The sequence below is a fragment of the Mycolicibacterium novocastrense genome (genome assembly GCF_001570485.1).
Taxonomy (GTDB): domain Bacteria; phylum Actinomycetota; class Actinomycetes; order Mycobacteriales; family Mycobacteriaceae; genus Mycobacterium; species Mycobacterium novocastrense.
The window spans coordinates 349,529-375,882 of sequence record NZ_BCTA01000028.1 but is presented as its reverse complement, the minus strand read 5'-3'; the positions used below and the strand labels follow the sequence as shown (position 1 = coordinate 375,882).

At 67.6% G+C, this 26,354-nt stretch carries 25 protein-coding genes; 19 read left to right on the top strand and 6 right to left on the bottom strand.

Going from position 1 to position 26,354, the window contains the following annotated elements; genetic code table 11:
- Window positions 1-6: 6 nt before the first annotated feature.
- Both RMCN_RS12420 and RMCN_RS12415 read right to left on the bottom strand, forming a co-directional pair.
- On the bottom strand, window positions 7-864 hold the full coding sequence (locus RMCN_RS12420) for an MlaE family ABC transporter permease (protein ID WP_067389418.1): 858 nt from the start codon (window positions 862-864) through the stop codon (window positions 7-9).
- 9 nt (window positions 865-873) lie between these two features.
- A complete protein-coding gene (locus RMCN_RS12415) occupies window positions 874-1,683 on the bottom strand; it encodes an MlaE family ABC transporter permease (protein ID WP_064350125.1) in 810 nt (269 codons plus the stop codon).
- Between the two features lie 220 nt (window positions 1,684-1,903).
- Between RMCN_RS12415 and RMCN_RS12410 the strand changes: the two genes are divergently transcribed.
- On the top strand, window positions 1,904-2,779 hold the full coding sequence (locus RMCN_RS12410; RefSeq protein ID WP_234787638.1) for an alpha/beta fold hydrolase: 876 nt from the start codon (window positions 1,904-1,906) through the stop codon (window positions 2,777-2,779).
- Here RMCN_RS12410 and RMCN_RS12405 read toward each other — a convergent pair.
- Window positions 2,776-4,392 (bottom strand): flavin-containing monooxygenase, encoded by a 1,617-nt coding sequence (locus tag RMCN_RS12405; RefSeq protein WP_067389415.1) that lies wholly within the window; start codon window positions 4,390-4,392, stop codon window positions 2,776-2,778. The genes RMCN_RS12410 and RMCN_RS12405 overlap by 4 nt on opposite strands.
- A 130-nt stretch (window positions 4,393-4,522) precedes the next feature.
- On the opposite strand from RMCN_RS12405, the gene RMCN_RS12400 reads away from it, so the two are divergent.
- The 7 genes from RMCN_RS12400 to RMCN_RS12370 all read left to right on the top strand — a co-directional run bounded on the left by RMCN_RS12400 (window position 4,523) and on the right by RMCN_RS12370 (window position 11,599).
- Window positions 4,523-4,825 (top strand): 2Fe-2S iron-sulfur cluster-binding protein, encoded by a 303-nt coding sequence (locus RMCN_RS12400; RefSeq protein WP_067389544.1) that lies wholly within the window; start codon window positions 4,523-4,525, stop codon window positions 4,823-4,825.
- 91 nt (window positions 4,826-4,916) lie between these two features.
- The gene (locus tag RMCN_RS12395) at window positions 4,917-6,098 is read left to right on the top strand and encodes an acyl-CoA dehydrogenase family protein (protein ID WP_067389411.1); all 1,182 of its coding nucleotides are present in this window, start codon (window positions 4,917-4,919) and stop codon (window positions 6,096-6,098) included.
- Window positions 6,098-7,006 (top strand): biphenyl-2,3-diol 1,2-dioxygenase, encoded by a 909-nt coding sequence (gene bphC, locus RMCN_RS12390; RefSeq protein ID WP_067389408.1) that lies wholly within the window; start codon window positions 6,098-6,100, stop codon window positions 7,004-7,006. The genes RMCN_RS12395 and bphC overlap by 1 nt, the downstream gene beginning before the upstream one ends.
- Window positions 7,003-8,463 (top strand): FAD-dependent oxidoreductase, encoded by a 1,461-nt coding sequence (locus tag RMCN_RS12385; RefSeq protein ID WP_067389539.1) that lies wholly within the window; start codon window positions 7,003-7,005, stop codon window positions 8,461-8,463. The genes bphC and RMCN_RS12385 overlap by 4 nt, the downstream gene beginning before the upstream one ends.
- 30 nt (window positions 8,464-8,493) lie before the next feature.
- Complete coding sequence (locus RMCN_RS12380) at window positions 8,494-9,651, top strand: zinc-binding dehydrogenase (RefSeq protein ID WP_064414180.1); 1,158 nt, start codon at window positions 8,494-8,496, stop codon at window positions 9,649-9,651.
- Window positions 9,652-9,851: 200 nt separating this feature from the next.
- Window positions 9,852-10,694 carry an IclR family transcriptional regulator gene (locus RMCN_RS12375; protein ID WP_067389405.1) on the top strand — a complete coding sequence of 281 codons (843 nt, stop codon included), beginning with the start codon at window positions 9,852-9,854 and terminating at the stop codon, window positions 10,692-10,694.
- A complete protein-coding gene (locus tag RMCN_RS12370) occupies window positions 10,691-11,599 on the top strand; it encodes a LipP1 family hormone-sensitive lipase (protein WP_067389403.1) in 909 nt (302 codons plus the stop codon). Before RMCN_RS12375 ends, RMCN_RS12370 begins: the two co-directional genes overlap by 4 nt.
- Window positions 11,600-11,608: 9 nt before the next feature.
- Here the strand turns inward: RMCN_RS12370 and RMCN_RS12365 are convergent, their stop codons facing one another.
- Window positions 11,609-12,814: an NADH:flavin oxidoreductase gene (locus tag RMCN_RS12365; protein WP_067389400.1), complete on the bottom strand. Its 1,206-nt coding sequence runs from the start codon at window positions 12,812-12,814 to the stop codon at window positions 11,609-11,611.
- A gap of 101 nt (window positions 12,815-12,915) precedes the next feature.
- Here RMCN_RS12365 and RMCN_RS12360 point away from each other — a divergent pair, with 101 nt between their 5' ends.
- Window positions 12,916-13,263 carry a hypothetical protein gene (locus tag RMCN_RS12360; RefSeq protein ID WP_064350117.1) on the top strand — a complete coding sequence of 116 codons (348 nt, stop codon included), beginning with the start codon at window positions 12,916-12,918 and terminating at the stop codon, window positions 13,261-13,263.
- Window positions 13,256-13,873, top strand: coding sequence for a Dabb family protein (locus RMCN_RS12355; protein ID WP_067389397.1), 618 nt, complete (start codon window positions 13,256-13,258; stop codon window positions 13,871-13,873). The genes RMCN_RS12360 and RMCN_RS12355 overlap by 8 nt, the downstream gene beginning before the upstream one ends.
- A gap of 48 nt (window positions 13,874-13,921) precedes the next feature.
- On the opposite strand, the gene RMCN_RS12350 is transcribed toward RMCN_RS12355, so the two are convergent.
- Both RMCN_RS12350 and RMCN_RS12345 read right to left on the bottom strand, forming a co-directional pair.
- Window positions 13,922-14,809: an SDR family NAD(P)-dependent oxidoreductase gene (locus tag RMCN_RS12350; protein WP_067389394.1), complete on the bottom strand. Its 888-nt coding sequence runs from the start codon at window positions 14,807-14,809 to the stop codon at window positions 13,922-13,924.
- Window positions 14,806-16,734, bottom strand: a complete 1,929-nt coding sequence (locus RMCN_RS12345) for a flavin-containing monooxygenase (RefSeq protein WP_067389391.1) — start codon at window positions 16,732-16,734, stop codon at window positions 14,806-14,808. The genes RMCN_RS12350 and RMCN_RS12345 overlap by 4 nt, the downstream gene beginning before the upstream one ends.
- 101 nt (window positions 16,735-16,835) lie before the next feature.
- Here RMCN_RS12345 and RMCN_RS12340 point away from each other — a divergent pair, with 101 nt between their 5' ends.
- The 9 genes from RMCN_RS12340 (at window position 16,836) to RMCN_RS12300 (ending at window position 26,328) form a co-directional block, all read left to right on the top strand.
- The gene (locus tag RMCN_RS12340) at window positions 16,836-18,413 is read left to right on the top strand and encodes an acyl-CoA synthetase (protein WP_067389388.1); all 1,578 of its coding nucleotides are present in this window, start codon (window positions 16,836-16,838) and stop codon (window positions 18,411-18,413) included.
- 19 nt (window positions 18,414-18,432) lie between these two features.
- On the top strand, window positions 18,433-19,539 hold the full coding sequence (locus RMCN_RS12335) for a zinc-binding dehydrogenase (RefSeq protein WP_067389384.1): 1,107 nt from the start codon (window positions 18,433-18,435) through the stop codon (window positions 19,537-19,539).
- Window positions 19,540-19,555: 16 nt separating this feature from the next.
- Window positions 19,556-20,974: an aldehyde dehydrogenase family protein gene (locus RMCN_RS12330; RefSeq protein WP_067389381.1), complete on the top strand. Its 1,419-nt coding sequence runs from the start codon at window positions 19,556-19,558 to the stop codon at window positions 20,972-20,974.
- Window positions 20,971-21,750, top strand: a complete 780-nt coding sequence (locus tag RMCN_RS12325; RefSeq protein ID WP_067389378.1) for a crotonase/enoyl-CoA hydratase family protein — start codon at window positions 20,971-20,973, stop codon at window positions 21,748-21,750. The genes RMCN_RS12330 and RMCN_RS12325 overlap by 4 nt, the downstream gene beginning before the upstream one ends.
- The gene (locus tag RMCN_RS12320; RefSeq protein ID WP_201028830.1) at window positions 21,747-22,892 is read left to right on the top strand and encodes an acyl-CoA dehydrogenase family protein; all 1,146 of its coding nucleotides are present in this window, start codon (window positions 21,747-21,749) and stop codon (window positions 22,890-22,892) included. Before RMCN_RS12325 ends, RMCN_RS12320 begins: the two co-directional genes overlap by 4 nt.
- Window positions 22,889-23,899, top strand: coding sequence for an acyl-CoA dehydrogenase family protein (locus tag RMCN_RS12315; RefSeq protein ID WP_067389373.1), 1,011 nt, complete (start codon window positions 22,889-22,891; stop codon window positions 23,897-23,899). The genes RMCN_RS12320 and RMCN_RS12315 overlap by 4 nt, the downstream gene beginning before the upstream one ends.
- Window positions 23,900-23,980: 81 nt before the next feature.
- On the top strand, window positions 23,981-24,469 hold the full coding sequence (locus RMCN_RS12310; protein WP_067389372.1) for a nuclear transport factor 2 family protein: 489 nt from the start codon (window positions 23,981-23,983) through the stop codon (window positions 24,467-24,469).
- A gap of 3 nt (window positions 24,470-24,472) precedes the next feature.
- Window positions 24,473-25,324: an SDR family oxidoreductase gene (locus tag RMCN_RS12305; protein ID WP_067389371.1), complete on the top strand. Its 852-nt coding sequence runs from the start codon at window positions 24,473-24,475 to the stop codon at window positions 25,322-25,324.
- A gap of 11 nt (window positions 25,325-25,335) precedes the next feature.
- Window positions 25,336-26,328 (top strand): alpha/beta hydrolase, encoded by a 993-nt coding sequence (locus tag RMCN_RS12300; protein WP_067389369.1) that lies wholly within the window; start codon window positions 25,336-25,338, stop codon window positions 26,326-26,328.
- The last annotated feature ends 26 nt before the right edge of the window (window positions 26,329-26,354 follow it).

Genomic DNA, 26,354 nt, shown 5'->3' with positions numbered 1-26,354 from the left:
TTCCACCTATCCCGACAGGTTGAAGTTGCCGTTGGAACCGTAGATGGACAGTGACACCAGCAAGGTGACCGACACGACGACCACCAGCGAGGTGCGCACCGCGTTGCCGACCGCGACCCCCACACCCGAAGGACCGCCGGAGGCGAAGTAGCCGAAGTAGGTGTGAATCAACAGGATGGTGATGGCCATCAGCACCGCCTGCAGGAATGACCACAACAAATCGATCGGGTTCAAAAACGTGTCGAAGTAGTGGTCGTACAGCCCGCCGGACTGGCCGAACAACACCACCGTGGTGAACTGGCTGGCAACAAAGCTCAAAATCACCGCAATCGAGTACAGCGGGGTGATCGCCACCATGCCGGCCACGATGCGCGTGGACACCAGATACTCGATCGGCCGGATCGCCATCGACTCGAGTGCGTCGATCTCCTCGTTGATGCGCATCGCGCCCAACTGCGCGGTCACCCCGGCCCCGAACGTGGCCGCCAGCCCGATCCCGGCCACCACCGGTGCGGCGATACGTACGTTGATGAACGCCGCCAAAAACCCCGTCAGCGCCTCGATACCGATATCGCCCAACGACGAATACCCCTGCACCGCCAGCGTGCCACCGGCAGCCAACGTCAAAAAGCCCACGATCGCGACCGTGCCACCGATCATCGCCAACGTGCCCGCGCCCATGGAGATCTCAGCGATCAACCGCACGATCTCCTTGCGGAAATGCACCGCCGCATGCGGAACCCCCGCCAGCGCCCGCAGATAAAACAACATGTGATCGCCGATGCGGCCGAGGAAGTCGACCGGCCGCTGGGCCTCACGGCTCAAGCGCGGATACGTCGTGCGCAAAATCGTTGCGGTGCCCATGATATGCCGTTAGCCCGTGGTCATTCGGATGCCGATGGCGGTGACGACCACGTTGATCACGAACAACGCCATAAACGCATAAACCACCGTCTCGTTGACCGCGTTACCGACCGCCTTGGCTCCACCACCGGTGATCGTCAACCCGCGAAAACACGCCACCAACCCGGCGATCAACCCGAACAACGCCGCCTTCACACACGAGATGATCACCTCGGGCACCCCGGTCAACAACGTGATCCCCGCAGCGAACGCACCCGGATTCACATCCTGGATGAACACCGAAAACGTGTAACCCCCCAAAATCCCGATGATCACCACCAAACTGTTGAGCAACAACGCCACCAGACCCGAGGCCAACATGCGCGGGGTCACCAACCGCTGCACCGGGTTGATGCCCAACACCTCCATCGCATCGATCTCCTCGCGGATCGTGCGCGACCCCAGATCGGCACACATCGCCGTCGCGCCCGCACCGGCCACGATCAACACCGTCACGATCGGACCCACCTGAGTCACCGCACCAAACGCGGCCCCCGCCCCCGACAGATCCGCAGCACCCAACTCGCGCAACAAGATGTTGAGCGTGAACGACACCAACACCGTGAACGGAATCGCCACCAACAACGTCGGCGCCAACGACACCCGAGCGATGAACCAGCACTGCTCCAAAAACTCCCGCCACTGAAACGGCCGACGAAACACAAACCGCACCGCATCAGCCGACATCGCGAACAACGCCCCGACCGCCTGCATCGGCCCGGCCAAATTCCGCAACGGCGGCAGACCCGCCGACCACCGCTCCGGTGCGTCGGTCGCCATCACCTCACGACTCCGCGTGCGGCCGTCATCGCGAAACACCCTGACGGGATCGCGGGTGACATCGGGCCTCCTGATTACGCGGGCGCATCGACGGCCCGTGTCTCGATCGGCAGCGTCGCAGTGAATCGTTCAGCGGCACAGTGAGCATCCCGCTTACCGGGACGCCCGATGAACGGAACAACCGCCGGCGGTGAAATATGCGCGTGGCAGGCTATGGGGCGTGACCGATACCGCAGCCTTCATCGCCCGAGTCGAGAACGACCGCCGCGAGGCGCCGACACCTGCCGGAGTGCTGCGCTACTACGACGTGGGCGACGGTCCCGTGCTGCTGTTTCTGCACGGCTCCGGCCCCGGCGTCACGGGGTGGCGCAACTTCCGCGGCGTGCTACCGACCTTCGCCGAGCGGTTCCGGTGCCTGATTCTGGAATTTCCCGGTTTCGGGGTCAGCGACGATTTCGGCGGACATCCGATGATCACCGCACAGGGCACTGTCGCACCGTTTCTCGACGCGCTCGGGGTTGACCACGTTGACATCGTCGGCAACTCGATGGGAGGCGGTGTCGGCATCAACTTCGCGATCAACAACCCCGACCGCATCGGCCGGTTGGTCACGATCGGCGGCATCGGCACCAACATCTTCAGTCCCGGCCCGAGCGAAGGGATCCGGCTGCTCCAGGAGTTCACCGAGGATCCGACCCGGCAGCGGTTGGTCGACTGGCTCAACTCGATGGTCTACGACCAGTCTCTGGTCACCGAACAGCTGATCGAGGAACGCTGGCAGTTGGCCACCGATCCGGACACCCTGGCCGCCGCCCGCCGCATGTACGGCAAGAAGGCCTTCGCTCAGATGATGGCGTTCATGCGCAGCAGCGACGCGCCGCTGCCCTGGGCGCAGATGCACAGGGTCGCCGCACCCACGCTGCTGACGTGGGGGCGAGACGATCGGGTGAGCCCGCTGGACATGGCGTTGATACCGATGCGCACCATCCCCAACGCCGAGCTACACGTGTTCCCGAATTGCGGGCACTGGGCGATGATCGAGGCCCAGGAGGCCTTTGAGAACGTGGTGTTGGCGTTCTTGACCCGTGAGGCCTAGGACGGCCCCAGCAGCCGGAAGCCCTTGTAACCCGCGGCGGCCACCTCGTTGCAGATGTCGAGGTAGACACCGAAACCGCCAATGAACAACATGAATCCGCGCGGTTTGCCCGGGACGTTGGCGCCCATGTACCAGGAGTTGGCCTTCGGGAACAACGTCGCATCCGCGCGCCGGTTGCACTCGGTGATCCAGTTGTCCACCGCATCGGCGGTGGGTTCGAGTGCGGTGTAACCATGTCCGTCGAGGTAGGAGATCGCCTCGGCGATCCAGTTCACGTTCGCCTCGGCGTGCAGCACCATGTTGGCGAGCACCGCGGGCGCACCGGGGCCCGAGACCAAAAACAGGTTCGGGAAGCCGTCCACCCCGAGACCGAGGTAGGTGCGCGGACCGTGCGCCCAATCGTCGCGCAGACTCTGACCGCCGCGGCCGACGATGTCGACCTTGGCCAGTGCGCCGGTCATCGCGTCAAAGCCGGTGGCCAGCACGATCGCGTCGACGTCATAGTGGGCGTCGGAGGTGTTGATACCCGTCGCGTCGATCGACACGATGGGCGTCTTCCGCACGCTGACCAGCTTTACGTGCGGTTGGTTGAATGTCTGAAAGTAGTTGGTGTCGGTGCAGATTCGCTTCGTCCCGATGGGGTGGTCGTTGGGGATGAGCAGTTCGGCGACCTCGGGTTCGTCGATCACCGCGCGGATCTTCTCCTCGTAGAACTTGCGCGCCTCCTCGTTGGCGGCCATATCGATCATCTGGTCGCTGAACGTCTTCGAGAACAGCACACCGCCGAGTTCCCAGCGTTTCTCGAACGCCGCCCGGCGCTCCTCGGGCGTGGCCTCCATCGTCAGCTTCGGATGAGCGATGTGCGGTGAGCCTCCGCCGCTGCGCCACGACAACCGGCGGCGTTCGGCGTAGGTCGCCTTGATCTGGGCGCGGTCCTCGTCGGTCAGTGGTCGATTACCGGCGGGCACACTGTAATTGGGGGTCCGCTGGAAGACGTAGAGGCGATCGGCCTGTTCGGCGATGACCGGAATGGACTGGATGCCCGATGAACCCGTACCGATCACCGCGACTCGCTTGCCGGTGAAGTCGACGGGCTCGTGCGGCCAGTGCGCGGTGTGGTACAGCTCCCCCGCGAAACCGTCGAGGCCGGGAATGTCGGGCGTCAGCGCTGCCGACAACGGACCGGTCGCCATCACACAGAAGCGCGCGGTGACGACCTCACCCGCGTCGGTCGTCACCGTCCATTTCAGATCGTTCTCGTCGAGCACCGCCGAGATGACCCGGGTGTTGAACGTGATGCCGTCGCGCAGGTCGAGCTTGTCGGCCACCCAGTTCAGGTAGCGCAGGATCTCGGCCTGGGTCGCGTACTTCTCCGACCAGTCCCACTCCTGCTCGAGCTGCGGATCGAACGAGTAGCAGTAGTCGACGCTCTCGACGTCGCAGCGCGCACCCGGATAGCGGTTGTAGTACCAGGTCCCCCCGATCTCCGGCGCCGCCTCGAACACCCGCACCGACAAGCCCTGCGATCGCAGTTTGTGCAACGCGTACAGGCCGGCGAAGCCGGCGCCGACCACCACCGCGTCCACGTTCGACCGCTCCTCGGAGATACCCACGCAGCCACGGTAGGTCGTGGCGGAGCCGATACCCCTGCAGTTTCCCGATGACCGGGCAATCGAGGCAGGAAGGTTCCGCCCATCGGAAGGACCGGTCGACCCGGTGGCCGCGGACGGTGAAGATCAGCGCATGTCACAGACCGAGGCCAGCGTTACCCGGGTCGATACCACCGCCTGCGTCGATCTGGACGGAACCCGCCACCACCTTCGCTGGCCGCGCGAGAAGACCCTCGTCGACGCGATGCTCGACGCCGGGATCGATGCCCCGCACTCGTGCCGGGAAGGCCACTGCGGGTCATGCGTCGCGACCGTGGTGTCCGGCGAGGTCGACATGGCCACCTGCGACATCCTCGAGCCCGCCGACCTGGCCGACGGCCTCATCCTGGGGTGCCAGGCCCGACCGCTCAGCGACGACATTCATGTCGCGTATTGAGCCGAAACCCCGCCCGCTGACCGGGATTGCGTCCCATTCGCCCGTCCGGTGCGGTAGACCATCAAGTGCAGCCGATAGTGAGGACATCAGCATGAGTGAGCGCGTACTCGACCGGGTGATGCACCTGGCCGAGCAGTTCAAAGACCAGGGCGCCGAGGCCGAGAAGATCGGACGCTTGACCGACACCACGGTCAAGTCGATGAAGGCCGCCGGGTCCATCCGCCTGCTGCAGCCCAAGAAGCACGGCGGCTACGAGGCCCATCCCCGCGAATTCGCCGAGACCGTGATGGCCACCGCGGCCCTGGACCCCGCGGCGGGCTGGATCAACGGCGTGGTCGGTGTGCACCCGTACCAGCTGGCATACGCCGATCCGCGGGTAGGCGAGGAAGTCTGGGGCGAGGACGTCGACACCTGGATGGCGTCTCCGTACGCGCCGCAGGGCGTCGCGAAGCCGGTCGACGGGGGCTACCTCTTCAACGGACGGTGGCAGTTCAGCTCCGGAACCGACGCGTGCGACTGGATCATCCTCGGCGCGATGATCGGTGATGCCGAGGGCAAGCCGCTGATGCCACCGCAGATGCTGCACATGGTCCTGCCGCGTTCGGACTACGAGATCGTGGAGGACTCGTGGGACGTCGTCGGGTTGCGCGGCACCGGATCCAAGGACGTCATCGTGCGCGATGCGTTCGTACCGGAGTACCGCACGATGGACGCGATGAAGGTGATGGACGGCACCGCCCAGCGTGAGGCGGGTATGACCGAGCCGTTGTACCTGATGCCGTGGTCGACGATGTTCCCGCTCGGTATCTCGGCCGCCACCATCGGCATCGCCGAGGGCGCGCTGGCCGCGCATCTGGACTATCAGCGCGAGCGCGTGAACTCCAGCGGCGTTGCGATCAAGGACGACCCGTACGTCATGTACGCCATCGGAGAGGCGGCCGCCGACATCAACGCCGCACGCCAGGAACTGCTCGCCAATGCCGACCGCATCTACGACATGGTCGCCGCGGGCAAGGAGGTCAGCTTCGAGGACCGGGCCGCCGGACGTCGCACCCAGATCCGCGCGGTGTGGCGCGCCGTGTCCGCCGTCGACGAAATCTTCGCCCGCTCGGGCGGCAACGCCGCACGCATGGACAAGCCCTTGCAGCGGTACTGGCGCGACGTTCATGTCGGGCAGCTGCACGCAATTCACGTGCCCGGCACGGTGTTTCACGCCTCGGCGCTGAGCTCGCTGGGCGTGGATCCACAGGGCCCGCTGCGGGCGATGATCTGATGAGTGATCTGAAGAGCCTCGGATATGTCAAGGTCCAGGCCACCGACATCGAGCGCTGGCGCCACTTCGCGTTCAAGGTGCTGGGTTTCGCCGAAGGCTCCGGTCCCGACGGCGATGCGCTGTATCTACGCATGGACGAGCGCGCCGCGCGCATCATCGTGGTTCCCGGCGACGTCGACAAGATCGTCACCGTCGGTTGGGAAGTCCGCGACCATGCGGCGCTGACCCGGGTGAAGGCCGCTCTGGACGGCGCCGGCATAGCGGTCAAGGAACTCTCACTCGAGGAGGCCGACGCACGCCGGGTCGAAGAGGTGATCGCATTCGACGATCCGGCAGGCACCTCCACCGAGGTCTTCCACGGTGCGGTACTCGACCACAGCCCGGTGGTGACGCCGTACGGTGCCAGGTTCGTCACCGGCGATCAGGGGTTAGGCCACGTCGTGCTGCCGGCCCTCGACGTGCCTGGCCTGTTCGGTTTCTACACCGAGGTTCTGGGATTCAAGTCGCGCGGGGCGTTTCGCGTTCCGACGCCGCCGGAGTTCGGGCCGCTGCGCGTGCGGTTCCTCGGTATCAACGCGCGCCACCACAGCCTGGCGATCTGCCCGGCGATGACGTTGCGAGACCCGGGCCTGATCCACCTGATGGTGGAGGTCGACAGCCTTGACACCGTCGGACAGGCACTCGACCGGGTGAACAGGGACGGCTTCCAGTTGTCCTCGACGCTGGGCAGGCACACCAACGACAAGATGGTGTCGTTCTACGTGCGCGCGCCCGGTGACTGGGATATCGAGTTCGGCACCGACGGTATGCGGGTCGACGAAACCTATTACACCGCAGAGGAAATCACGGCCGACAGCTACTGGGGTCACGAGTGGGTCTCCGACCTGCCGGCGGCGATGCGCCCGTGAACGGTGACGTCACTCCGCTGCCCGCGGCGGATATCGCGCAGTGGGACGAGGAGGCCGACGTCGTCATCGCCGGCTTCGGCATCGCCGGTGCTGCGGCAGCGGTGGAAGCGACGCGCGCCGGCGCCGACGTCCTGGTCCTCGAACGAACCGGCTCGTGGGGCGGCGCGGCGTCGATGGCCGGTGGCTTCATCTACCTGGGCGGTGGCACACCCATCCAAAAGGCCTGTGGCTTCGACGATTCCGTCGCGAACATGGCCGCCTACCTGAACGTCGCGATGGGGCCCGGTGCCGACGAGAAGCGCATCGCCGACTACTGCGACGCCAGCCTCGAGCACTTCGACTGGCTCGTCGGCTGCGGTGTGCGGTTCAAGCCGGAATTCTTCGGCGAGCCGGGTTGGGAACCCATGGGCGATCAGGGGTTGATGTACAGCGGCGGGGAGAACTCCTACCCGTTCAACACCATCGCCACGCCCGCACCGCGCGGACACGTCCCGCAGATGTCGGACAAGAAGCAGGGCGAGGCGAGCGCCGGCTACATGCTGATGAAGCCGCTCGTGGAGACGGCCACCGCGGCGGGAGCACGGGCCATCTACGACGTCCGCGTGCAGCGATTGATCGTCGAGTCCGACGGCCGCGTGGTCGGTGTTCGTGCGCGTCGGTACGGCGAGGAGATCGCCGTGCGGGCGCGTCGCGGAGTGGTCCTCGCGATGGGCAGCTTCGCCTACAACGAGGCCATGGTCGCCCAGTACGCCCCGCGCATCGCCGGCCGACCCGCCGCCGCCATCGAGCAGCATGACGGCCAGGCCATCCGGATGGCGCAGGCGCTGGGCGCCGACCTCGCCCACATGGACGCCACCGAGGTGGCCATCTTCATCGATCCGCAACAGCTGGTGCGGGGCATCCTCGTCAACGGCCGCGGGCAGCGCTACGTCGCCGAGGACACCTATCCCGGCAGGGTCGGACAGTTGACGCTCTACCACCAGGACAACACGGCGTACCTGATCATCGACGAGAAGGCTCAGGAGGAGGCGATGGCCTCGTTGTCGCCGCAGTTGATGCTGCGCCCGCCGACCTGGGTGTGCGAGTCGGTGGCCGAACTCGAATCCGAGATGGGGTTGCCGACGGGATCGCTTCAAGCGACCGTCTCCGCCTACAACGCCGGCGCCGCCGCGGGTGAGGATCCGCTGCTGCACAAGAAGCCGCAGTGGCTGCGACCGATCGGCACACCGGTCGGCGCGATCGATCTGCGCGAGAGCACCGGCGGATTCACCCTGGGCGGACTTTTGACGTCGCTGGACGCGGAGGTGCTGCACGTTAGCGGCGAGCCCATCCCCGGCCTGTTCGCCGCGGGGCGCTGCACCGCGGGCCTCGCGGCGTGGGGCTACGCGAGCGGTATCTCGTTGGGCGACGGAAGCTTCTACGGCCGGCGGGCGGGGCGGAGCGCGGCGGCCGTCTAGTCCCCAGTCCGCGTGGTACACGATGGACGCATGAAGGCCGTCAGCTGTGAACAAGGCAATCTGTCCGTCGTCGACCTCCCGACCCCTGCCCCAGCACGCGGGCAACTGCTGCTCGAGGTGCGGCGCTGCGGGATCTGCGGATCCGACCTACATGCGAAGGACCATGCCGACGAACTGACCGACGTGATGGACGAGGTCGGTTATCCGGACTTCATGCGTCGGGACACGCCGGTCGTGTTGGGCCACGAGTTCGTCGGTGAAGTAGCCGAGCGCGGCCCGGGCGCCGCCAAGGAGTTCAAGGCCGGGGCTCCCGTGGTGTCGTTTCCGATGGTGCGAGCGGCGGGCGGTGTGCACATGACCGGGCTGTCCCCGCTGGCACCCGGCGCCTACGCCGAGCACGTCCTCGCCGAAGCCTCGATGAGCTTTGTCGTCCCGAATGGGCTCGACCTCGATATCGCTGCGCTGACCGAGCCGATGGCGGTGGCCCTGCATGCGGTGCGCCGCAGCCAGATCGGCAAGCGTGATGTCGCGATCGTCATCGGTTGCGGGCCGGTCGGTCTCGCGGTGATCTGCCATCTGAAGTCGCTCGGCGTGGCCACGATCGTCGCGAGTGACTTCTCCGCCACGCGCCGCGAGATGGCGTCGCGCTGTGGCGCCGACGTCGTCGTCGATCCCGCCGTCGACTCCCCGTACACGGCCGCCGGTCAGTCCGGGGCGATCACCGAGGCTCAACAGTTGTTTGAACTCGCCGTCGGCACGATGGAGAAGCTGCGCCGCGTGCCGGGCTGGTCGCAGCTCTACCGGGTCGCCGACAGGTTGGGCGCGGCGAGCCCGAAGCGGCCCGTGGTCTTCGAATGTGTCGGCGTGCCCGGGATCATCGACGGCATCATCCGCGCGGCTCCCGTGCAGTCACGGGTCGTCGTGGTCGGCGTGTGCATGGGCACCGACCACTTCCGCCCGGCGGTCGCGAACGGCAAAGACATCGACCTGCGGTTCGTCTTCGGTTACACGCCGCTGGAGTTCCGCGACACATTGCACCTGCTCGCCGACGGCAAGGTGGACGCCTCGGCGCTCGTCACCGGGACTGTGGGGCTGAGCGGCGTGGCACGCGCCTTCGAGGTCCTCGGCGCGGCCGAAGCGCACGCCAAGATCCTGATCGACCCGCAGAGCGACGCGATTTCGCCTTAGCGGGTTGATCGCACGCGCCCAGTGCGGGCGATCAACCCGTTAGCGACACGTCGACGCGTGGCCCGAAACCGCAGGTCATTTCCGTGACCGAAGGCCAATCGAAGTGTTCGTGTGACACCACGCACAGCGACATGCTACAAATAGGCATATTCCTATTAGAAATATTGCCTGCCTGTCGCAGGTCGTTCGCCGGAGGCCACATGACAACGACTGTCGAAACACCCAGCGCCGTCCTCGACCGCGTATCGCTGGTTCTTGACGCCTTCGACGGCCCGGGCCGGCTGACACTGGCGCAGATCGTGCGCCGCACCGGGCTTCCCCGCTCGTCCGCACACCGCATGCTCGAGCGCCTCGTCCAATTGCGGTGGCTGCGACGCAACGGGCGCGACTACGAGCTGGGCATGCGGCTGGTCGAGCTGGGGTCGCTCGCGGTGCACCAGGACCGCCTGCACCGCGCGGCGGTCCCTCTGCTGCACGACCTGCACCGCGCCACCGGTCTCGTCGTCCACCTCGCCGTCCTGGACGGCGCCGACGTCGTATACCTGGAGAAGATCGGTGACGGGCTGGGCGCAGCCATACCCAGCCGCGTCGGGGGGCGTCACCCCGCTCACTGTTCGGCCCTGGGCAAGGCGATGCTGGCGTCCGTGGGCGATCTGGACTACGACACCATCGACCTGACGAGCCGGCGTACCAAGTACTCCATCGGATCGCCCGCCCAGCTGCGCACCGAACTCGCCAAGGCACGCTCGCACGGCATCGCGTTCGACCGTGAAGAGGCCCTCACCGGATTCGGTTGTGTGGCAGCACCGATCGGCGGTCAGGGTGAGGCTGTCGCGGCGGTATCGGTGTGCGGACCGATGAACCGCATGATGTTCGATCAGCGCCTCGTCGCGCCGGTGCGGATGACGGCCATGGCGGTCTGGCGCAACGCCGAGGACGGCCCCCGGCGGGTCGCGCCGACGCTGCAGCAGGCCCGGCCGCTGCGGAACATGCCCGCACCCCGGCCCACGATGCCCCGCGAGCCGGTGCTGCAGTACGCGTGACACTCGATCCGCAGATCGCCGAACTGATCGAGGCGCTGGACTCCGGTTTTCCGCCGGTGCACACCATGACCGGCGCGCAGGCGCGAGCGACCATCCGATCGCGCTTCGTACCGCCCGCACAGCCCGAAGCCATCGGGTCGGTCGAGGACGTCACCATCCCCGGAGGCGTCCCGGTTCGGATCTACCGACCGGCCTCGGATGTCGCGCTGCCGATCGTGGTCTACGCGCACGGCGGTGGGTTCGTGTTCTGCGACCTCGACAGCCACGACGGGCTGTGCCGCAACCTGGCGAATCTCCTTACCGCGGTGGTCATCTCGGTCGACTACCGGCTTGCGCCCGAGCATGCTTGGCCCGCCGCCGCGGAGGATGTGTACGCCGCGACGTGCTGGGCGGCCGAGCACACCACGGAACTCGGTGGCGACCCAGGCCGGCTGGGGGTCGCGGGCGACAGCGCAGGCGGCAACCTCGCGGCGGTCACCACGCTGATGGCACGCGACCGCGGTGGGCCCGCACTGTCCGCTCAACTGCTGATCTACCCGATGATCGCCGCGGACTTCGAGACCGAGTCATACCGCTTGTACGGCAAGGGTTTCTACAACCCGCGCCCCGCGTTGCAGTGGTACTGGGACCAGTACGTGCCCTCCCCCGTCGACCGCACCCACCCGTATGCGTCGCCGCTGCAGGCGCGCCTCGACGGACTGCCACCGGCCGTGGTCGTGATCGCGGGTCACGATCCGCTACGTGACGAGGGCGTCGCGTACGCCGATGCACTGGAATCCGCCGGTGTCTCCGTGGCGCGGTGCACGTTCGACGGCGGGATCCACGGATTCATGACGATGCCGATGCTCGATATCGCTCATGAGGCGCGGCGTCAGGCCAGCCAGGAGCTCGCGAAGTTGTTGTGAGGCTTGCCACTAGGCCTTGGTGGCCGGCCCGTAGCGCTGGTGCGGGTCGAGCACGCAGTGTGTCCGGCCGAACACCGTGACCATGCATTTGTTGTTGTGGTTGCAGCGGCTGCGGGTGTCGTGATCGGCGGTCATCGCGTTGACCAGATCGGGTTCGCGGAGCAACGCGCGGCCCATCGCCATGAAGTCGAAACCCTCGCGCAGCCCGGTCTGGAGGTGGTCGTAGTTCGTGATGCCGCCCAGCAGAATCAGTTTGGTGTTGCCGATGACGGGAACGAACTGTCGTGCGGCGTCGAGCATGTAGAGGTCCCGGTACGGATAACTGCCCATGACCCGCTTGCCCGCCAGGCGTACGCCGGGCCGCAGCGCGGAGGGCATCACCTCGGCGAATTCCTTGACCGGAACGTCGCCCCGGAACAGGTACATCGGTTTGTAGACCGATGACCCCTGAGTGAGCTCGATGGCGTCCAGCGTGGAGTCGGCGTCGAGCAGCTGCGCGGTCCGCAGGGCCTCGTCGATCCAGATGCTGCCGGGCAGACCGTCGTCCATGTCGAGTTTGGCGATGACGGCGATCTGGTCCTTCACGACTTCCCGGACACGGGTCGCGATTTCGCGGACCAAGCGCGACCGGTTGTCGATGGAACCGCCGTATTGATCCTTGCGCCGGTTGATCCGCGCGCTGAGGAACGAACTCGGTAGGTAGAGATGGCCGAAGTGCAGTTCGACGGCGTCGAAGCCGGCGTCGATGGCCACCTGCGCCGCCGCGGCGAATTGTTCGATCACGGCGCGGATCTCGTCGCGGGTGATCTCGCGACAGTAGGCGAAGGAAGTCGGGTTGACGAAGCGGCTCGGGGCGAGCGCGGTGACCCCGGTCAGCTTCTTCGGAGCCACGACACCGGCGTGGCCGAGCTGCGCCGAGATCGCCGCGCCTGCCGCGTGCACGGCGTCGGTCAGCCTGCGCAGTCCCGGCAGCGCCGCCGGGCTCATCACGATCTGACCGGGGGCGCTGGCACCCTCCTTGGAGACGCAGCAGTAGGCGACCGTCGTCATTCCCACGCCGCCCTTGGCGAACGCGACGTGGAAGTCGATCAGGTCGTCGGTGACCAAGCCGTCCGGCGAGCGGCCCTCCGACGTCGCGGCCTTGATGACCCGGTTGCGCAGCTTCACCGGACCGAGCCGGGCCGGCGCGAACGGGTCCAGCGTCTCAACGGTCATCGGCCCACGGTGCTCCGCGGAACGGTCGCGGTCAACGGTGTCATCCCGATGGCCGGGAGCGTCATCCTCACCACGATCGCCGTCGCCCTAGTGTGCGGGTCATGGCCGACGGTGAGGTGTTCGTCATCGACCGGGTCATCACCCGGCCCGGATGCGCACGGAGATTCGTCGACACCTACCTGGCCGAATACGCGCCGGGTGCGCGGGATCGCGGGATGACGCTTCGCGACGTGCTCGTCAGCCCGCCGATATGGTTCGACGACCGATCCAACGTGATCACCGTGACGTGGTCGCTGCCGAGCCCGCAAGCCTGGTGGGAGATGACGTGGAAGGGCAGGCCCGACGCCACACTCGGGCCGTGGTGGGATGGCGTGGCCGACCTGGTCGTCGAGCGCACCCGTAGCGTTGCCGCCGCCGCGGGCGATGTCGACGGATTGTGCGATGTATAGCGTCATCCGCCTGATCGACGCCGCCGAAGCCGGACGCGAGCGTCTGCTGAAAGAGCTGCGCGGAGCCGCGGCGGCCAGCGGTGCGGCCCACGCCCTGGTGCAGCCGACGCTGCCGGGCGTGCGCAACGGCGGCGATATCCTCGTGCACCTGCGGTTCCGCGATGCCGACGAGTGGTCCTCGGCGGCAACGTCTTTCGACGCGGTGTTCGACCGTCCCGAGGTCAATCGCGTCAACGGCGCCACCTACACCGGCAGCCCGGTCGCCGCCAGAGACATCTCGACCACCGTGTACCGGACACTACTGTTGCGCGTGCAACCGGACGCCGACGACGCCACAGTGGCGCGGTTCGAAGACGATCTGCGGCTGCTCCCCCGCTACGTGGGTTCGATCGGCACATGGCAGCTCAGTCGCGTCGATTCGGCCGTCGGTAACTCACCGTGGACACACGTGTTCGAACAGGAGTTCCGCGACCTCGACGGTCTGACCGGTCCGTACCTCATGCATCCGATCCACTGGGCGTACGTGGACCGCTGGTTCGACCCCGAGTGTCCCGAGGTCATCGTCCGCGACCGGGTCTGCCACAGCTTCTGCGACCTCCCCCCACAGTGATTTGGGTGCTCAGACAGTCGCACATCGACTGTTAGAGCACCGAAACCATTACAGGCCGGCGGGCAGGATGTTCGGGTTGGCCACCGCGGGCGGCTCCAGAGGCGGCATCTCCGTGGCTCCGTCGAGGCTGCGCACGGTCAGCCCCTGCGACCACGGGTAGTGCAGGCTGAAGGCGACCAGGCCGGTGCGCTCGGCGGCAGGCCGATGGCACATCGCCAACACCGTCTCGGCCAGATACTCGACCGGTTCGGTCGGAAAGGTATCCGGAATCAGTTGGGCCGCACCGGGAGTCCGGATGGCGGTGGAGGGACCGACACAGTTGACCGCGATGTTCGCGTCGAGCAGCTCGGCGGCCACACCCTGCGTGAACCTGTGCAGCGCGGCCTTGCAGGAGGCGTAGACGACGTCGCCCGAGGTCTTGTTGTACTCGCGATACGGCCGCACCGGGGCGACGCCCGTCACCGAACCGATGTTGACGATCCAGCCGGCGCCCCGTTCCCGCATGTGTGGCACGGCGGCCTTGGTGAGCACGAAGGGGGTGCGCAGATAGTGTTCGACGGTGCGATCGAAGGTGTCCAGGCTCATCTCCTCGACGCGGGCGTAGTCGGCGAAACCGGCGTTGTTGACGAGGATGTCGAGGCCGCCGGTGCGGTCGACGACCTCGTCGATCAGGCGGCCCCGCTGATCGGGATCTTCGAGGTCGGCCGCGATGCCGATCGCCGTTCCGCCCGCGCCCTCGATCAGCTCGATGGTTTCGGCAATGGTCCCCGGCAGGGCCGTGGCTGCTCCGCCGCGTACCGATGCCGAGGGCTCGAATGACCGGGCGGTCACGGCCACGGTGGCGCCTTCTGCGGAAAGGCGTTGCGCCACAGCGCGTCCGATACCTCGGCTGCTGCCGGTGACCAGAGCCGTCTTGCCGGCGAGAAGTCCCGTCATCGGAGGACGAAGTGTTCTTCGACGGGCGCGCGATGCTGATGCCACAGGTCGACCAGGCGGTACGGTGTGGCCACCACTACGCGACCGGAACCGGAACGGTAGTAGGTGTGCGCGTTCGGGGTGTGACACCACACCGTCTGCGACATCGCGTCGTCGATCTGGGCGACGTAGTCGTCGTAGGCCTCGCGCGTCACCTCGATGGTGGTGGCGCCGCGCAGCGCCAGCAGCTGCAGGCACTCCACGATGTAGTGGGCGAGCACCTCCATCGAAAAGTTCGCGCCCGCACCGTGGCCCGGGCTGTAGTTCGGGGCCGAGGTGATGAACAGGTTCGGGAAGCCCGGCACCGTGCCGCCGCGGTACGCGCGGGGGCTGTCGCCCCATTCCTCGCGCAGTGTCCTGCCGTCGCGTCCCCGAATGTCGATCGTGGACAGGAAGTCGAGGTGATACCCGGTGGCATAGACGATGACATCGAGGTCGATCTGCCGCCCGTCGGCCGTGACGATGCCCGCGGCGTTGACGGCGGCGGGCTCGCTGGCTTCGACGTCGACGTGGTCGCGGGTCAGCGCCGCGTAGTAGCCGCCCGGGTCGCGGATGATCCGCTTGCCGTACGGCGCGAAATCCGGCGTGACCTTCTTCGCCAGCTCCGAACCCTCGCCGAACGTCGTGTTGATGTACTCCAAACACATCTGCAGGAGCACGTCGTTGGCAGCCGAGATCGACAGATGGTCCTTGGCCCACTCGGGGTCGCGCAGGATGACCGGGTAGTTGTTGTCAGCCGTCGCCCAGTAGGACTTCAGCCGGTGCCAGTTCGCGTAGTACGGCAGGCGCCGTCCGAGATAGCGCCGGTATTCGGGGACGTCGTCGGAGAGCCGCTTGCGCGGAGCCACCCAGTGCGGTTGGCGTTGGAACACTGTCAGGTGTTCGACCTCGTCCACGCACGCGTCGACGATCTGTACGGCGGTGCACCCCGCGCCGATGACGGCGACCCGCTTGCCGGTGAGGTCCAGCGACGGATCCCACTGCGCCGAGTGGATACTGGTGCCCTCGAACGATTCTCGTCCGGGGACCTCGGGCCAGCGTGGCCGGTTGAGGTAACCGGCGGCGGTGACGACCACCCGGGCGTAGCTGACGTCGCGGTTGCCGTCGCGGTCGACCGCGTGGATCTGCCACTGATTTCGCGCCTCGTCCCACCACAGCGCCTCGACCTCGGTGCCGAACCGGGTGTGTTCACGCAGGCCGTTCTTGTCGGCCAGGGACACCAGATAGTCCTGGTACTCCGCGCCCTGCGGGTAGTAGCTCGACCAGTCCGGGTTGACCTCCCGCGACAACGAGTAGTACGCCGACGGGGTGTCGACGCCGATCCCGGGGTACTTCGTCGTCAGCCAGGTGCCGCCGACCTCGTCGTTGCGGTCGAAGATCTGATACCGCACCCCGGCGTCGGCGGCGGCCAGCGCGGTGATGATGCCGGCGATGCCCGCGCCGATGATCGCGACCGTCGTCGTCGGCGGGATCGGCACCGTGCGCGGCAGCGTGGGCTGGGAAAGATGGAAACCGCCCTGCTCGAGCAGGAGCGGGACGAATTCGTCGTCGACGTCGGAGCCCAGCGCAACCGGCAGTACGCGGGTGAACAGATCGATGTCGTCGGCGGCCATCGCACCCTCGGCCCGCGGCGCGGACAGCGCCGAGATGACCGCGTCGACAAGCGTCGTCATGGTGTCGGCGTCGGTGACACCGACCCGTTCGGGCGGATCGGGGATGTGGGAGATCTTCGGCGCGAACCGGTCGATCACCGACGGATCACCCGTCAGCTGGGCCAGCACCGCGACCAGGACGCCTGGGTCCGCTTGAACGAGGTTCGCCCTGAGTTCATCGCGGTCGGCGTCCGCGGCACGCGGCGTCGGTATGGCTCGAGCGTCAGCAGTCACGGCACGAGTATCGGCCCGCCACGCCGCCCCGGGCACCGCCCTGCCTACTGAGCGGGACATCCGTCGCCCGCACCACGCTGAACGCGCTTACGCTGCCCGCCATGGATCTGGATGCGGTGGTCGAGCAGGCACGCAGCCACACTCTGGGCGACATCCCGCGCCGGTCGGCCCGCAGGCGACCCGACAAGACCGCGATCATCGACGGCGATGTGGTGCTGACGTTCGCCGAATTCGACCACCTGGTGGACCGAGCCGCCGCAGCGTTGCGGGACAACGGCTTTCGACCCGGCGACCGGGTCGCGCTGTTGGCCCGCAACTGTTGGCAGTATGCGGCGCTGGCCTTCGCCACCGCCCGCGCCGCGGTGGTGTTGGTGCCGGTCAACTTCATGCTGACGGCCGAGGAGGTCGCCTACATCCTTGGCCACAGCAAGGCCGACGGCTTGATCATCGAAGCCGAGTTGGCGACCGTCGCCGAGGACGCGATGCGCCTCGATGGTGCGGTGCGCACGACGGCCGCGATCGTCCGGCCCGGACAGAGCGTTCCGCCCGGCTGGGACGACTTCGCGCAGTGGCTTTCCACCACCACCCCCGCGCCGGATCCGCGCATCGGCGACGACCAGCTGCTGCGGTTGATGTACACCAGCGGCACGGAGTCGCGGCCCAAGGGCGCGATGCACACGAGCCGCAGCCTGATGTGGCAGTACGTCAGCACCATCGTCGCCGGCTCGATGGCGGGCGACGACGTCGAGATCCACTCACTGCCGCTGTATCACTGCGCGCAGCTGGACAACTTCCTGGCCACCGACATCTATCTCGGTGCGACCAGCATCATCCTGCCCGGGCCAGATCCGGAGACGGTGCTGCGCACCATCGCCCGCCACGGGGTGACCAACTACTTCGCACCTCCGACGGTGTGGATCAGCCTGCTGCGTTCTCCGGTGTTCGACGAGGTCGATCTGTCGAGCTTGAGCAAGGGCTACTACGGCGCTTCGGCGATGCCGCTCGAGATCCTCGCCGAGATCCGCGACCGGCTGCCGAACCTGAGGTTGTGGAACTTTTACGGGCAGACCGAGCTGGCGCCGCTGGCGTCCGCGCTCGGGCCCGACGAGCAGGATGCGCACGCCGGGTCGGCGGGGCGGCCGGTGGTCAATGTCGAGACGACGATCCTCGACGATGACGACGTTCCGGTCGCGCCCGGCGTGGTGGGTGAGATCGCCCACCGCAGCCCGCATCTGATGCTCGGCTATCTCGACGACCCGGCCAAGACTTCCGAGGCGTTCCGCGGCGGGTGGTTCCACTCCGGCGACCTCGGCTACTACGACGAACACGGGTTGCTGCACGTGGTCGACCGCAAGAAGGACATGATCAAGACCGGTGGCGAGAACGTTGCCAGCCGCGAGGTCGAGGAAGTCCTCTACCGGCACAACGGGGTCCAGGAGGTCGCGGTCTTCGGCCTTCCGCATCCGACGTGGGTCGAGACCGTGGTCGCCGCGGTCGTTGCCCGCGACGGTGCCAACCTCACCGAGGACGGCCTGGTCGCGCACTGCCGGCAGCATCTGGCCGGGTTCAAGACCCCCAAGCACGTCTTCTTCGTCGATGCGCTGCCGAAGAATCCGAGCGGCAAGCTGCTCAAACGTCAATTGCGCGAACGCTTCGCGGCCGAACCGCTGAGCCGCTGAGCCCGAAGGGAACTGAGGATTGTTCACAGGACGTATCGCGCGCTTCGACGCGCCCGGAAAGCCGTTCGAGATCGAAACCGTGAACTTGGCCGAGGTCGGCCCCGGCGAGATCCTGATCAAGGTCACCAGGACCAACATCTGCGGATCGGACCTGCACGCATGGCACGGCACCTTCGCCACCCGCGGCCTGGGAGGACAACTTCCGACGGTGCTCGGTCACGAAATGGTGGGCGCGGTTTCCGAACTCGGTGACGGCGTCACCGCGGACTCCAACGGTGCGCCACTGGCGAAGGGCAGCCGGGTGGTGTTCCCCTACTTCTTCTCCTGCCACCGATGCCGAAACTGCCTGGCGGGCAGGCGCAACGCGTGCCTGAACCTGACGATGGCCATGCTCGGACGCGCCGACGCGCCACCCTATTTCGTCGGCGGATACGCCGACTACTTCCTGCTGCCCGCCGGGGCGGTCGTGTACACCGTCCCCGACCGGGTCAGCGACGACATCGCCTCGGGCGCCAACTGCGCACTGTCACAGGTGATGTACGGCCTCGAGCGCGTCGACCAACAACTCGGCGAGACCGTCGTCGTGCAGGGCGCCGGTGCGCTGGGACTGTACGCGGTCGCGGTGGCCAAGGCCCGGGGCGCGGGCCGGGTCATCGCCATCGACGGGGTTCCCGAACGGCTCGAGCTGGCAACCGCGTTCGGCGCCGACGCGGTGATCGACATCAACACGGCCGCCACCGTGAAGGACCGCACGAAGATCGTCCGCGACCTGACCGACGGCCACGGCGCCGACGTGGTGGTCGAGGTCGTCGGGCACCCGTCCGCCATCGACGAGGGCCTCAAGATGCTGGGCCAGTTCGGCCGCTACGTCGAGATCGGCAACATCAACATCGGCAAGACCTTCGAATTCGACCCGTCACGCTTCGTCTTCGCCAACAAGACGATGGTCGGGGTCTCGTTGTACGAACCGCCGGTGCTGTCGCGGGCGCTGACCTTCCTCGAACAGCACCAGGACACCCTCCCCCTGCACCGGCTCGCGTCGGCGCAGTATCCGCTCGACGACATCAACGCGGCCTTCGCCGCCGCCGAGCACAAGCGCGACGTGCGCGCCAGCATCGTTCCCTGATCCCTCAAGGAGATCCATGCACGACTACACCCGCAAAACGCTGTTCATCGACGGCCAGTGGGTCACGCCGTCGACGGGCGACGTGATCGACGTCGTCAACCCCGCCACCGAGAAGGTGATCGGCGCTGTGCCCAGCGGAACCGTCGCCGACGTGGACGCGGCGGTGGCCGCCGCCCGCCGCGCCTTCGATCCGCTGATCACCCTCGCCGAGCGACGTGACCGGCTGACCCGGGTGATCGCCGCGATGGAGAAGCGGCTGCCCGACATCGCCGAGACCATCAGCCGGGAGATGGGCGCCCCGCTGCGCGTGGCGCAGGGCGTTCAAACCAAGGTCCCGCTGGCGGTGGCCCGCGGTTTCGCCGATGTGCTCGAGTCGTTCGAATTCGAAGAGCGCGTGGGTAACTCGTTGGTGCTGCGAGAGCCCTACGGCGTCGTCGGCGCCATCACCCCGTGGAACTACCCGCTGTATCAGGTGGTGGCCAAGGTGCTGCCCGCGATCGCCGCGGGATGCACCGTCGTCCTCAAACCGAGCAACGAGGCACCGCTGTCGGTGTTCGAGTTCATCGAAGCGGTCGAGGAGGCCGGACTTCCCGACGGTGTGGTGAACCTGGTGTCGGGACGCGGCTCCGTGGTGGGCGAGCGCATCGCGTCGCATCCCGACGTCGACGTGGTGTCGTTCACCGGGTCGACCGCCGTGGGCCGCCGGGTCGCCGAGCTCGCCGCCGGATCGGTGAAGAAGGTCGCCCTCGAACTCGGCGGCAAGTCCGCCAACGTCATCCTCGAGGGCGGCGACCTGACCACCGCGGTGAAGGTCGGCGTGGGCAACGCGTTCCTCAACGGCGGGCAGACCTGCATGGCGTGGACCCGGATGCTGGTGCCACGCCAGCGCTACGACGAGGCCCTCGAACTCATCGAGGCCGCCGCAGCCAAGTACACCGTCGGTGACCCGTCCGACCCCGGCACCCGGATCGGCCCCCTGGCCTCGGCCGCGCAGTTCGAGTCCGTGCGCGGGTTCATCGACCGCGCACGCCGCGACGGCGCCCGCCTTCTCACCGGCGGCTCCGAATCGGTCCGCGACACCGGGTACTACGTCGCCCCGACCGTGTTCGCCGACGTCGACCCCGACTCCGAGCTGGGCCAGGAGGAGGTGTTCGGACCCGTGCTCGCGGTGATTCCGTTCCGGGACACCGACGACGCCCTACGCATCGCCAACGGCACGCCATACGGGCTCGCGGGCGCGGTGTGGGGTCCCGACCTCGACACGGCCATCGCCTTCGCGCGGCGCGTGCAGACCGGACAACTCGACATCAACGGCGGCGTGTACAACCCGGTCGCGCCGTTCGGCGGATACAAGAAATCCGGTGTCGGCCGGGAGTTGGGCCGCGCGGGGTTCGAGGAATTCCTGCAGACCAAGTCCCTACAGTTGCCGTCATGAGCACACCGCTGAACATCGCCGCTCACGGTGCGACACAGACGTGGACCATCGACCTGCCCGAGGTCGGCAACGCGATCACCGACAAGGGCTTCATCTCGGCGTTCGAGGCCGCGGTCGAGGCCGCCAACGCCGACCTCGACGTGCGCGCGGTGATCCTGACCGGCGCGGGCAAGATCTTCTCCGCGGGGGGCAACGTCAAGGAGATGGCCGACCGCACCGGGATGTTCGGCCTCGACGCCCTCGACCAGCGGCGTGCCTACGTCGACGGGATCCAGCGCATCCCGCGCGCACTCGGCCGCCTGGAGGTCCCGCTGATCGCCGCGGTCAACGGACCCGCCGTGGGAGCCGGCTGCGACCTAGCCATGATGTGCGACATCCGGGTGGCCTCCGAGCGGGCGTCGTTCGCCGAGAGCTTCGTGCAGATCGGCATCATCCCGGGCGACGGCGGTACGTGGTTCCTGCCGAGGGCGATCGGCTACGAGCGCGCCGCCGAGATGACGTTCACCGGCGACCGCATCGATGCGGCCACCGCCTTGGAGTGGGGCATGGTCAGCCGCGTCGTGCCGCACGACGACCTGCTCACGGAGGCGCTCGCGTTGGCCGACCGGATCACCAAGAATCCCGCCCACGCCCTGCGGATGGCCAAACGTCTGCTGCAGGAGTCGCGGGCCGGCTCGCTGGACTCCACGCTGGCCATGGCCGCGGCCATGCAGCCGCTGGCCCACCGCGACCCCGAGCACGAACAGCGCATCAGCCGATGGCGGACCGCCCCGTGACGCTCCCCCGCCTGGTTCCCCCCGCGGCCGTCGACGCCACCGCGACGGCGGCCCTGCGGGCCGAGGTCCGCGGATTCCTCGCCGAGCAGCGTGCCGCGGGCGCCTTCACCCCGTCGGTCGACGCGTGGCTGACGGGATGGGATGAAGACTTCACCAAAGCCCTTGCCGCACAGGGCTATCTCGGGATGACGGTGCCCCTCGAGTACGGCGGACACGGACGCTCGTTCGTCGAACGGTTCGCAGTGACCGAGGAGTTGCTCGCCGCCGGCGCGCCGGTCGCGGCCCACTGGATCGCCGACCGGCAGATCGTACCGTCATTGCTCAAGTACGGCACGGAACTACAGAAGAGGGAGTTTCTTCCGCGGATCGTGCGCGGCGAGTGCTTCTTCGGCATCGGCATGAGCGAACCCGATTCCGGCTCCGATCTCGCCAGTGTGCGCACCAGGGCGGTACGAGTCGACGGCGGTTGGTCACTGTCGGGCACCAAGGTGTGGACCTCGGGGGCGCACAACGCGCATGCGTTCATCGCGTTGGCCCGCACCGCGCCCGTCGACCCGGACAACCGACACGCGGGGCTGAGCCAGTTCATCGTCGACCTGCGCGGGCCCGGTGTCGACATCCGACCGGTTGTCTCGATGAACGGCGCACACCATTTCAACGAGGTGATCCTCGACGGCGCCTTTGTGCCTGACGACATGGTGTTCGGTGAGATCGGTGCGGGCTGGCGCCAGGTCACCTCGGAGCTGGCCTTCGAGCGCAGTGGACCTGAACGGTTCCTGTCGACGTTCGTCTTGTTGAGAGCATGCGGTGAAAAGACGGCGGCACAACAGATCCCGCGGGATGCCGGACTGGGCCGGCTGGTGGCGCGCGTCGCCGGGCTGCACCAGATGTCGACCGCCGTCGCGGGCGCCCTGGAGCGACGTGAGCCCGCCGACGTGCCCGCGGCGGTGGTCAAGGTGCTCGGCACCACCACCGAGGGCGACATCGCCGACTTCGCCGACGTGCTGACCGACGCAACCACGGATCCCAGTCTCGCCGAACTGGTTTCGAAAGCGGTGGATCAACGCCCCGGCTTCACGCTGCGCGGCGGCACCAACGAGGTGTTGCGCGGCGTGATCGCGCGAGGACTGGGGCTGCGATGACCGTCGATCCGGCGCTCGTCGAGATGATGGACGCGGTCTTCGCCGAATACCGCGACGCCCACCCGCCCGCGAAGGCCGTCGCGCGGGATGCCGAACTGTGGCGGCGCCTCCACGATTTGGGCCTGGTCCGGCTGACCGGCGCCGAGGAGTCGGGCGGCAGCGGGGCGGGCTGGTTCGAGGCCGCCGAACTGCTGGCGGCCGCCGCCCGCAACGCGGTGCGAACACCGTTGGCCGAACACGACCTACTGGCCTGCTGGCTGCTCGAGGCGAACGGGATGAGCGGCGACGACGCGGTGCGCACGGTGTGCCTGCTCGGCGAGGACGGCACCGCCGACGGCGTCCCCTGGGCCGCGGGCAGCGACCGGGTGGTCGTCGTCTGGCGCGACGGCGACGACCATCGCGTCGCCGACGTAGACGTCGCCGCACTCTCGATCACGCCCGGCAGCAACCTGATCGGTGAACCCCGCGACTCCATCGAGGCCGACGTCACCGCGCTCGACGGCGTCCCGGTGGACTCCGGGGTGGTCGCCGAGTTGTGGCTGAGGGCGGCGCTGGTGCGGGCGGTCCAGGTGTGCGCCGCGCTCGACACGATCGTGGCGTCGTCGGTCGAACATGCCGCGTCGCGCGTCCAGTTCGGTCGGCCCCTGTCCCGTTTCCAGGCCGTCCAGCACCTGATCGCGGATTTGGCCGCGGAAGCGGCGCTCGCGCGGGCGGCGACCGAGGCCGCGCTGACGACGGCCGTCACAACCGGCTGGTCGACGGGCAACCTGCACTTCCGCGTCGCGGTGGCGCGCTCCTGCGTCGGCCATGCCGCCTCGGTCGTCGTGCGCAACGCCCATCAGGTCCACGGTTCGATCGGTACCACCTATGAACACCGGTTGCACGAGTTCACCCGCGCCGCGCTCGCGTGGCGATCCGAGTTCGGCACGGTGCGCTACTGGGACGAGCAGGTCACCGACGCAACCCTGGCCGCCGGAGCCGACGTGTGGAGCCTGATCGCCGATTGATCCGGCTGCCGGGCCGCGCGGTGTTCCACTGACCGGGCATCGTCGCGCCACGCCCCGGGCGGCGACGGTTGACTCGCACCCATGAGCAACGAGATAACGCTGTCCGAGGTCCAGGAGTTCATCGCCGCCTTCTGGTACCACTACGACCAGGGTCACTTCGCCGAACTCGGGGCCCGGTTGGGCGACGAGATGGAATACCTGAGCCGATCCGATTCCGGCAACTGCCCCTTCGAGCATCTCCTGGCCGCCGAGTTGCACGGCAAAGACGAGACCTTGGCCTGGCTGACCCAGCACCGCAACGAGAATCCCTACCCGTTGCGTCACCATGCGACCAACATCTTCCGCACCGGCGTCGACGGAGACGTCACCACCGCCCGCTTCTACCTGTACGTGAACCAGGTGACGAACAACGTCCCGTTCGACGTCTCCAGCGGAGTGGTCGACGTCGGCATCCGCCGCGCCCGCGATGGCCTGGTGTTCACGTCGATGACCGTGATCCTCGACGCCGAGGACTCCGTCACGTTCTCCGAGCACGCCGCCAAGACCGCCACCGCCTCGACCGCTTCGTAACGCGTGGACGCACGTGCGACGTTCGGCGGTGGTGTCGCGGTCATCACCGGCGCCGGAAACGGGATAGGCGCGGGGCTGGCACGCCATGCCGCCGCGCTGGGCATGACCGTCGTACTGGTCGACATCGACGCCCCGGCGATCGCGGCGCTCCGCCGAGAACTCGCCGGGTCGGTGGACCTGGTGTGCGATGTGCGTGATCCCGAAGCACTCGAACGAGTGGCCGCACAGGTGTACTCGGAGATCGGCCCGGTACGGCTGCTGGTCAACAACGCCGGTGTCGAGCAGTTCGGATATCTTTGGGACACCCCGGTCGAGAACTGGGACCGGCTGGTGGACATCAACATCAACGGCGTGTTCCACGGAATCCGCGCATTTCTCCCGCGCATGATCGCCGCGGACACTCCGTCGTGGGTGTGGAACCTGTCGTCGATCGGCGGGGTCGCCGCCGTGCCGCTGCAGGCGCCCTACATCATGAGCAAGCACGCGGTGCTGGCGCTGACCGAATGTCTGCGCTTGGAGGTCGAATTGGCCGGCCACGCCGACCGGATCCACGTGCAGGCGGTGCTTCCCGGCGCGGTCAAGTCGAACATCTTCGAGTCCGCCGGCGGCGTGGACGACGGCGACGTCGGGGCCGCCGAGGCGCAGCGGACCGCGATGCTCGACATCAAGGCCGAGGCGATGGATCCGGTCGAAGCGGCACGGGTGGTGTTCGATCAGTCAGCCGCCGGTGAGTTCTATCTGCTCACCCAACCCGAGTACGTCGGCAACGCGATGTCCGAGCGGGCCGCGGTCCTGGCCGAACGCCGCGCCCCGGCGCTGCGGACCACACAACGGTTCGACCCCACACAGGATTGAGCAGACGACCTGTGACGCAATACCGTCTGGATCCCGACGCCGCCGAGCGCGTCGCGGCCTTCGGATCGATTCCCCCGATGCGTCAGCGGGGCCTGAGCGCGGTCCGGCGGGTCATCGAATCGGCGCCACATCCCGATGACATGCCGGTGATGGCCGACATCGAGGACCAGTTGGTGCCGGGTCCGGCAGGATCCGTTCCGATCCGGATCTACCGGCCGACCCCCGCGGAAGTGTGTCCCGTCCTGGTTTATTTCCACGGCGGCGGAATGGTGATGGGCTCGAACCACTCGTTCGAACCGCTCGCCCGCACATTGGCCGCACAGACCGGGGCCACAGTGGTGTCGGTCGACTATCGACTCGCGCCGGAAGCGCCGGCACCTGCGCAGTTCGAGGACGCCTACGCGGCAACCTGCTACGTCGGGTCGAACGCGGACGAACTCGGCGTCGACTCCCACCGCTTGGCGGTCATCGGTGACAGTGCGGGCGGTTCGTTGGCGGCGGCGGTCGCCCTCGCCGCACGAAACCGGGGCGGCCTGTCGCTCAGTTGCCAAGTGCTGCTTTATCCCGGTCTGGACCGCGATATGGCCTGCCGGTCGATCCGCAGCATGCCCGACGCGCCGATGCTGCACCGCGACGACATCGATTACATGCACGAGCTGGCCGACCAGGGGGTGACCACACCGCCGGACGAATACCGGTTCCCCGCAACGGCAACCGATCTGACCGGTCTCCCACCGGCCATCGTGGTCACCGCCGAATACGATCCGATCCGCGACTGGGGCGAGCGCTATGCGCTTCGGCTGCGCGACGCCGGAGTCCAGACGACGTTGACCCGCTATCCCGGCATCTACCACGGGTTCCTGATGCGCTCGGATGCGACGGCGCGGGGTCGGCTGGCAGTGGCCGAGATCGGTGCGCTGCTACGCGCCAAGTTCGCCAACCCACTCCCCTCCGACCGCGGGAAAACCGACGTCCCGATGACCGGACATGTGCCGAGTCACTGATACGGCCCCACACCAGAATTGGCTTC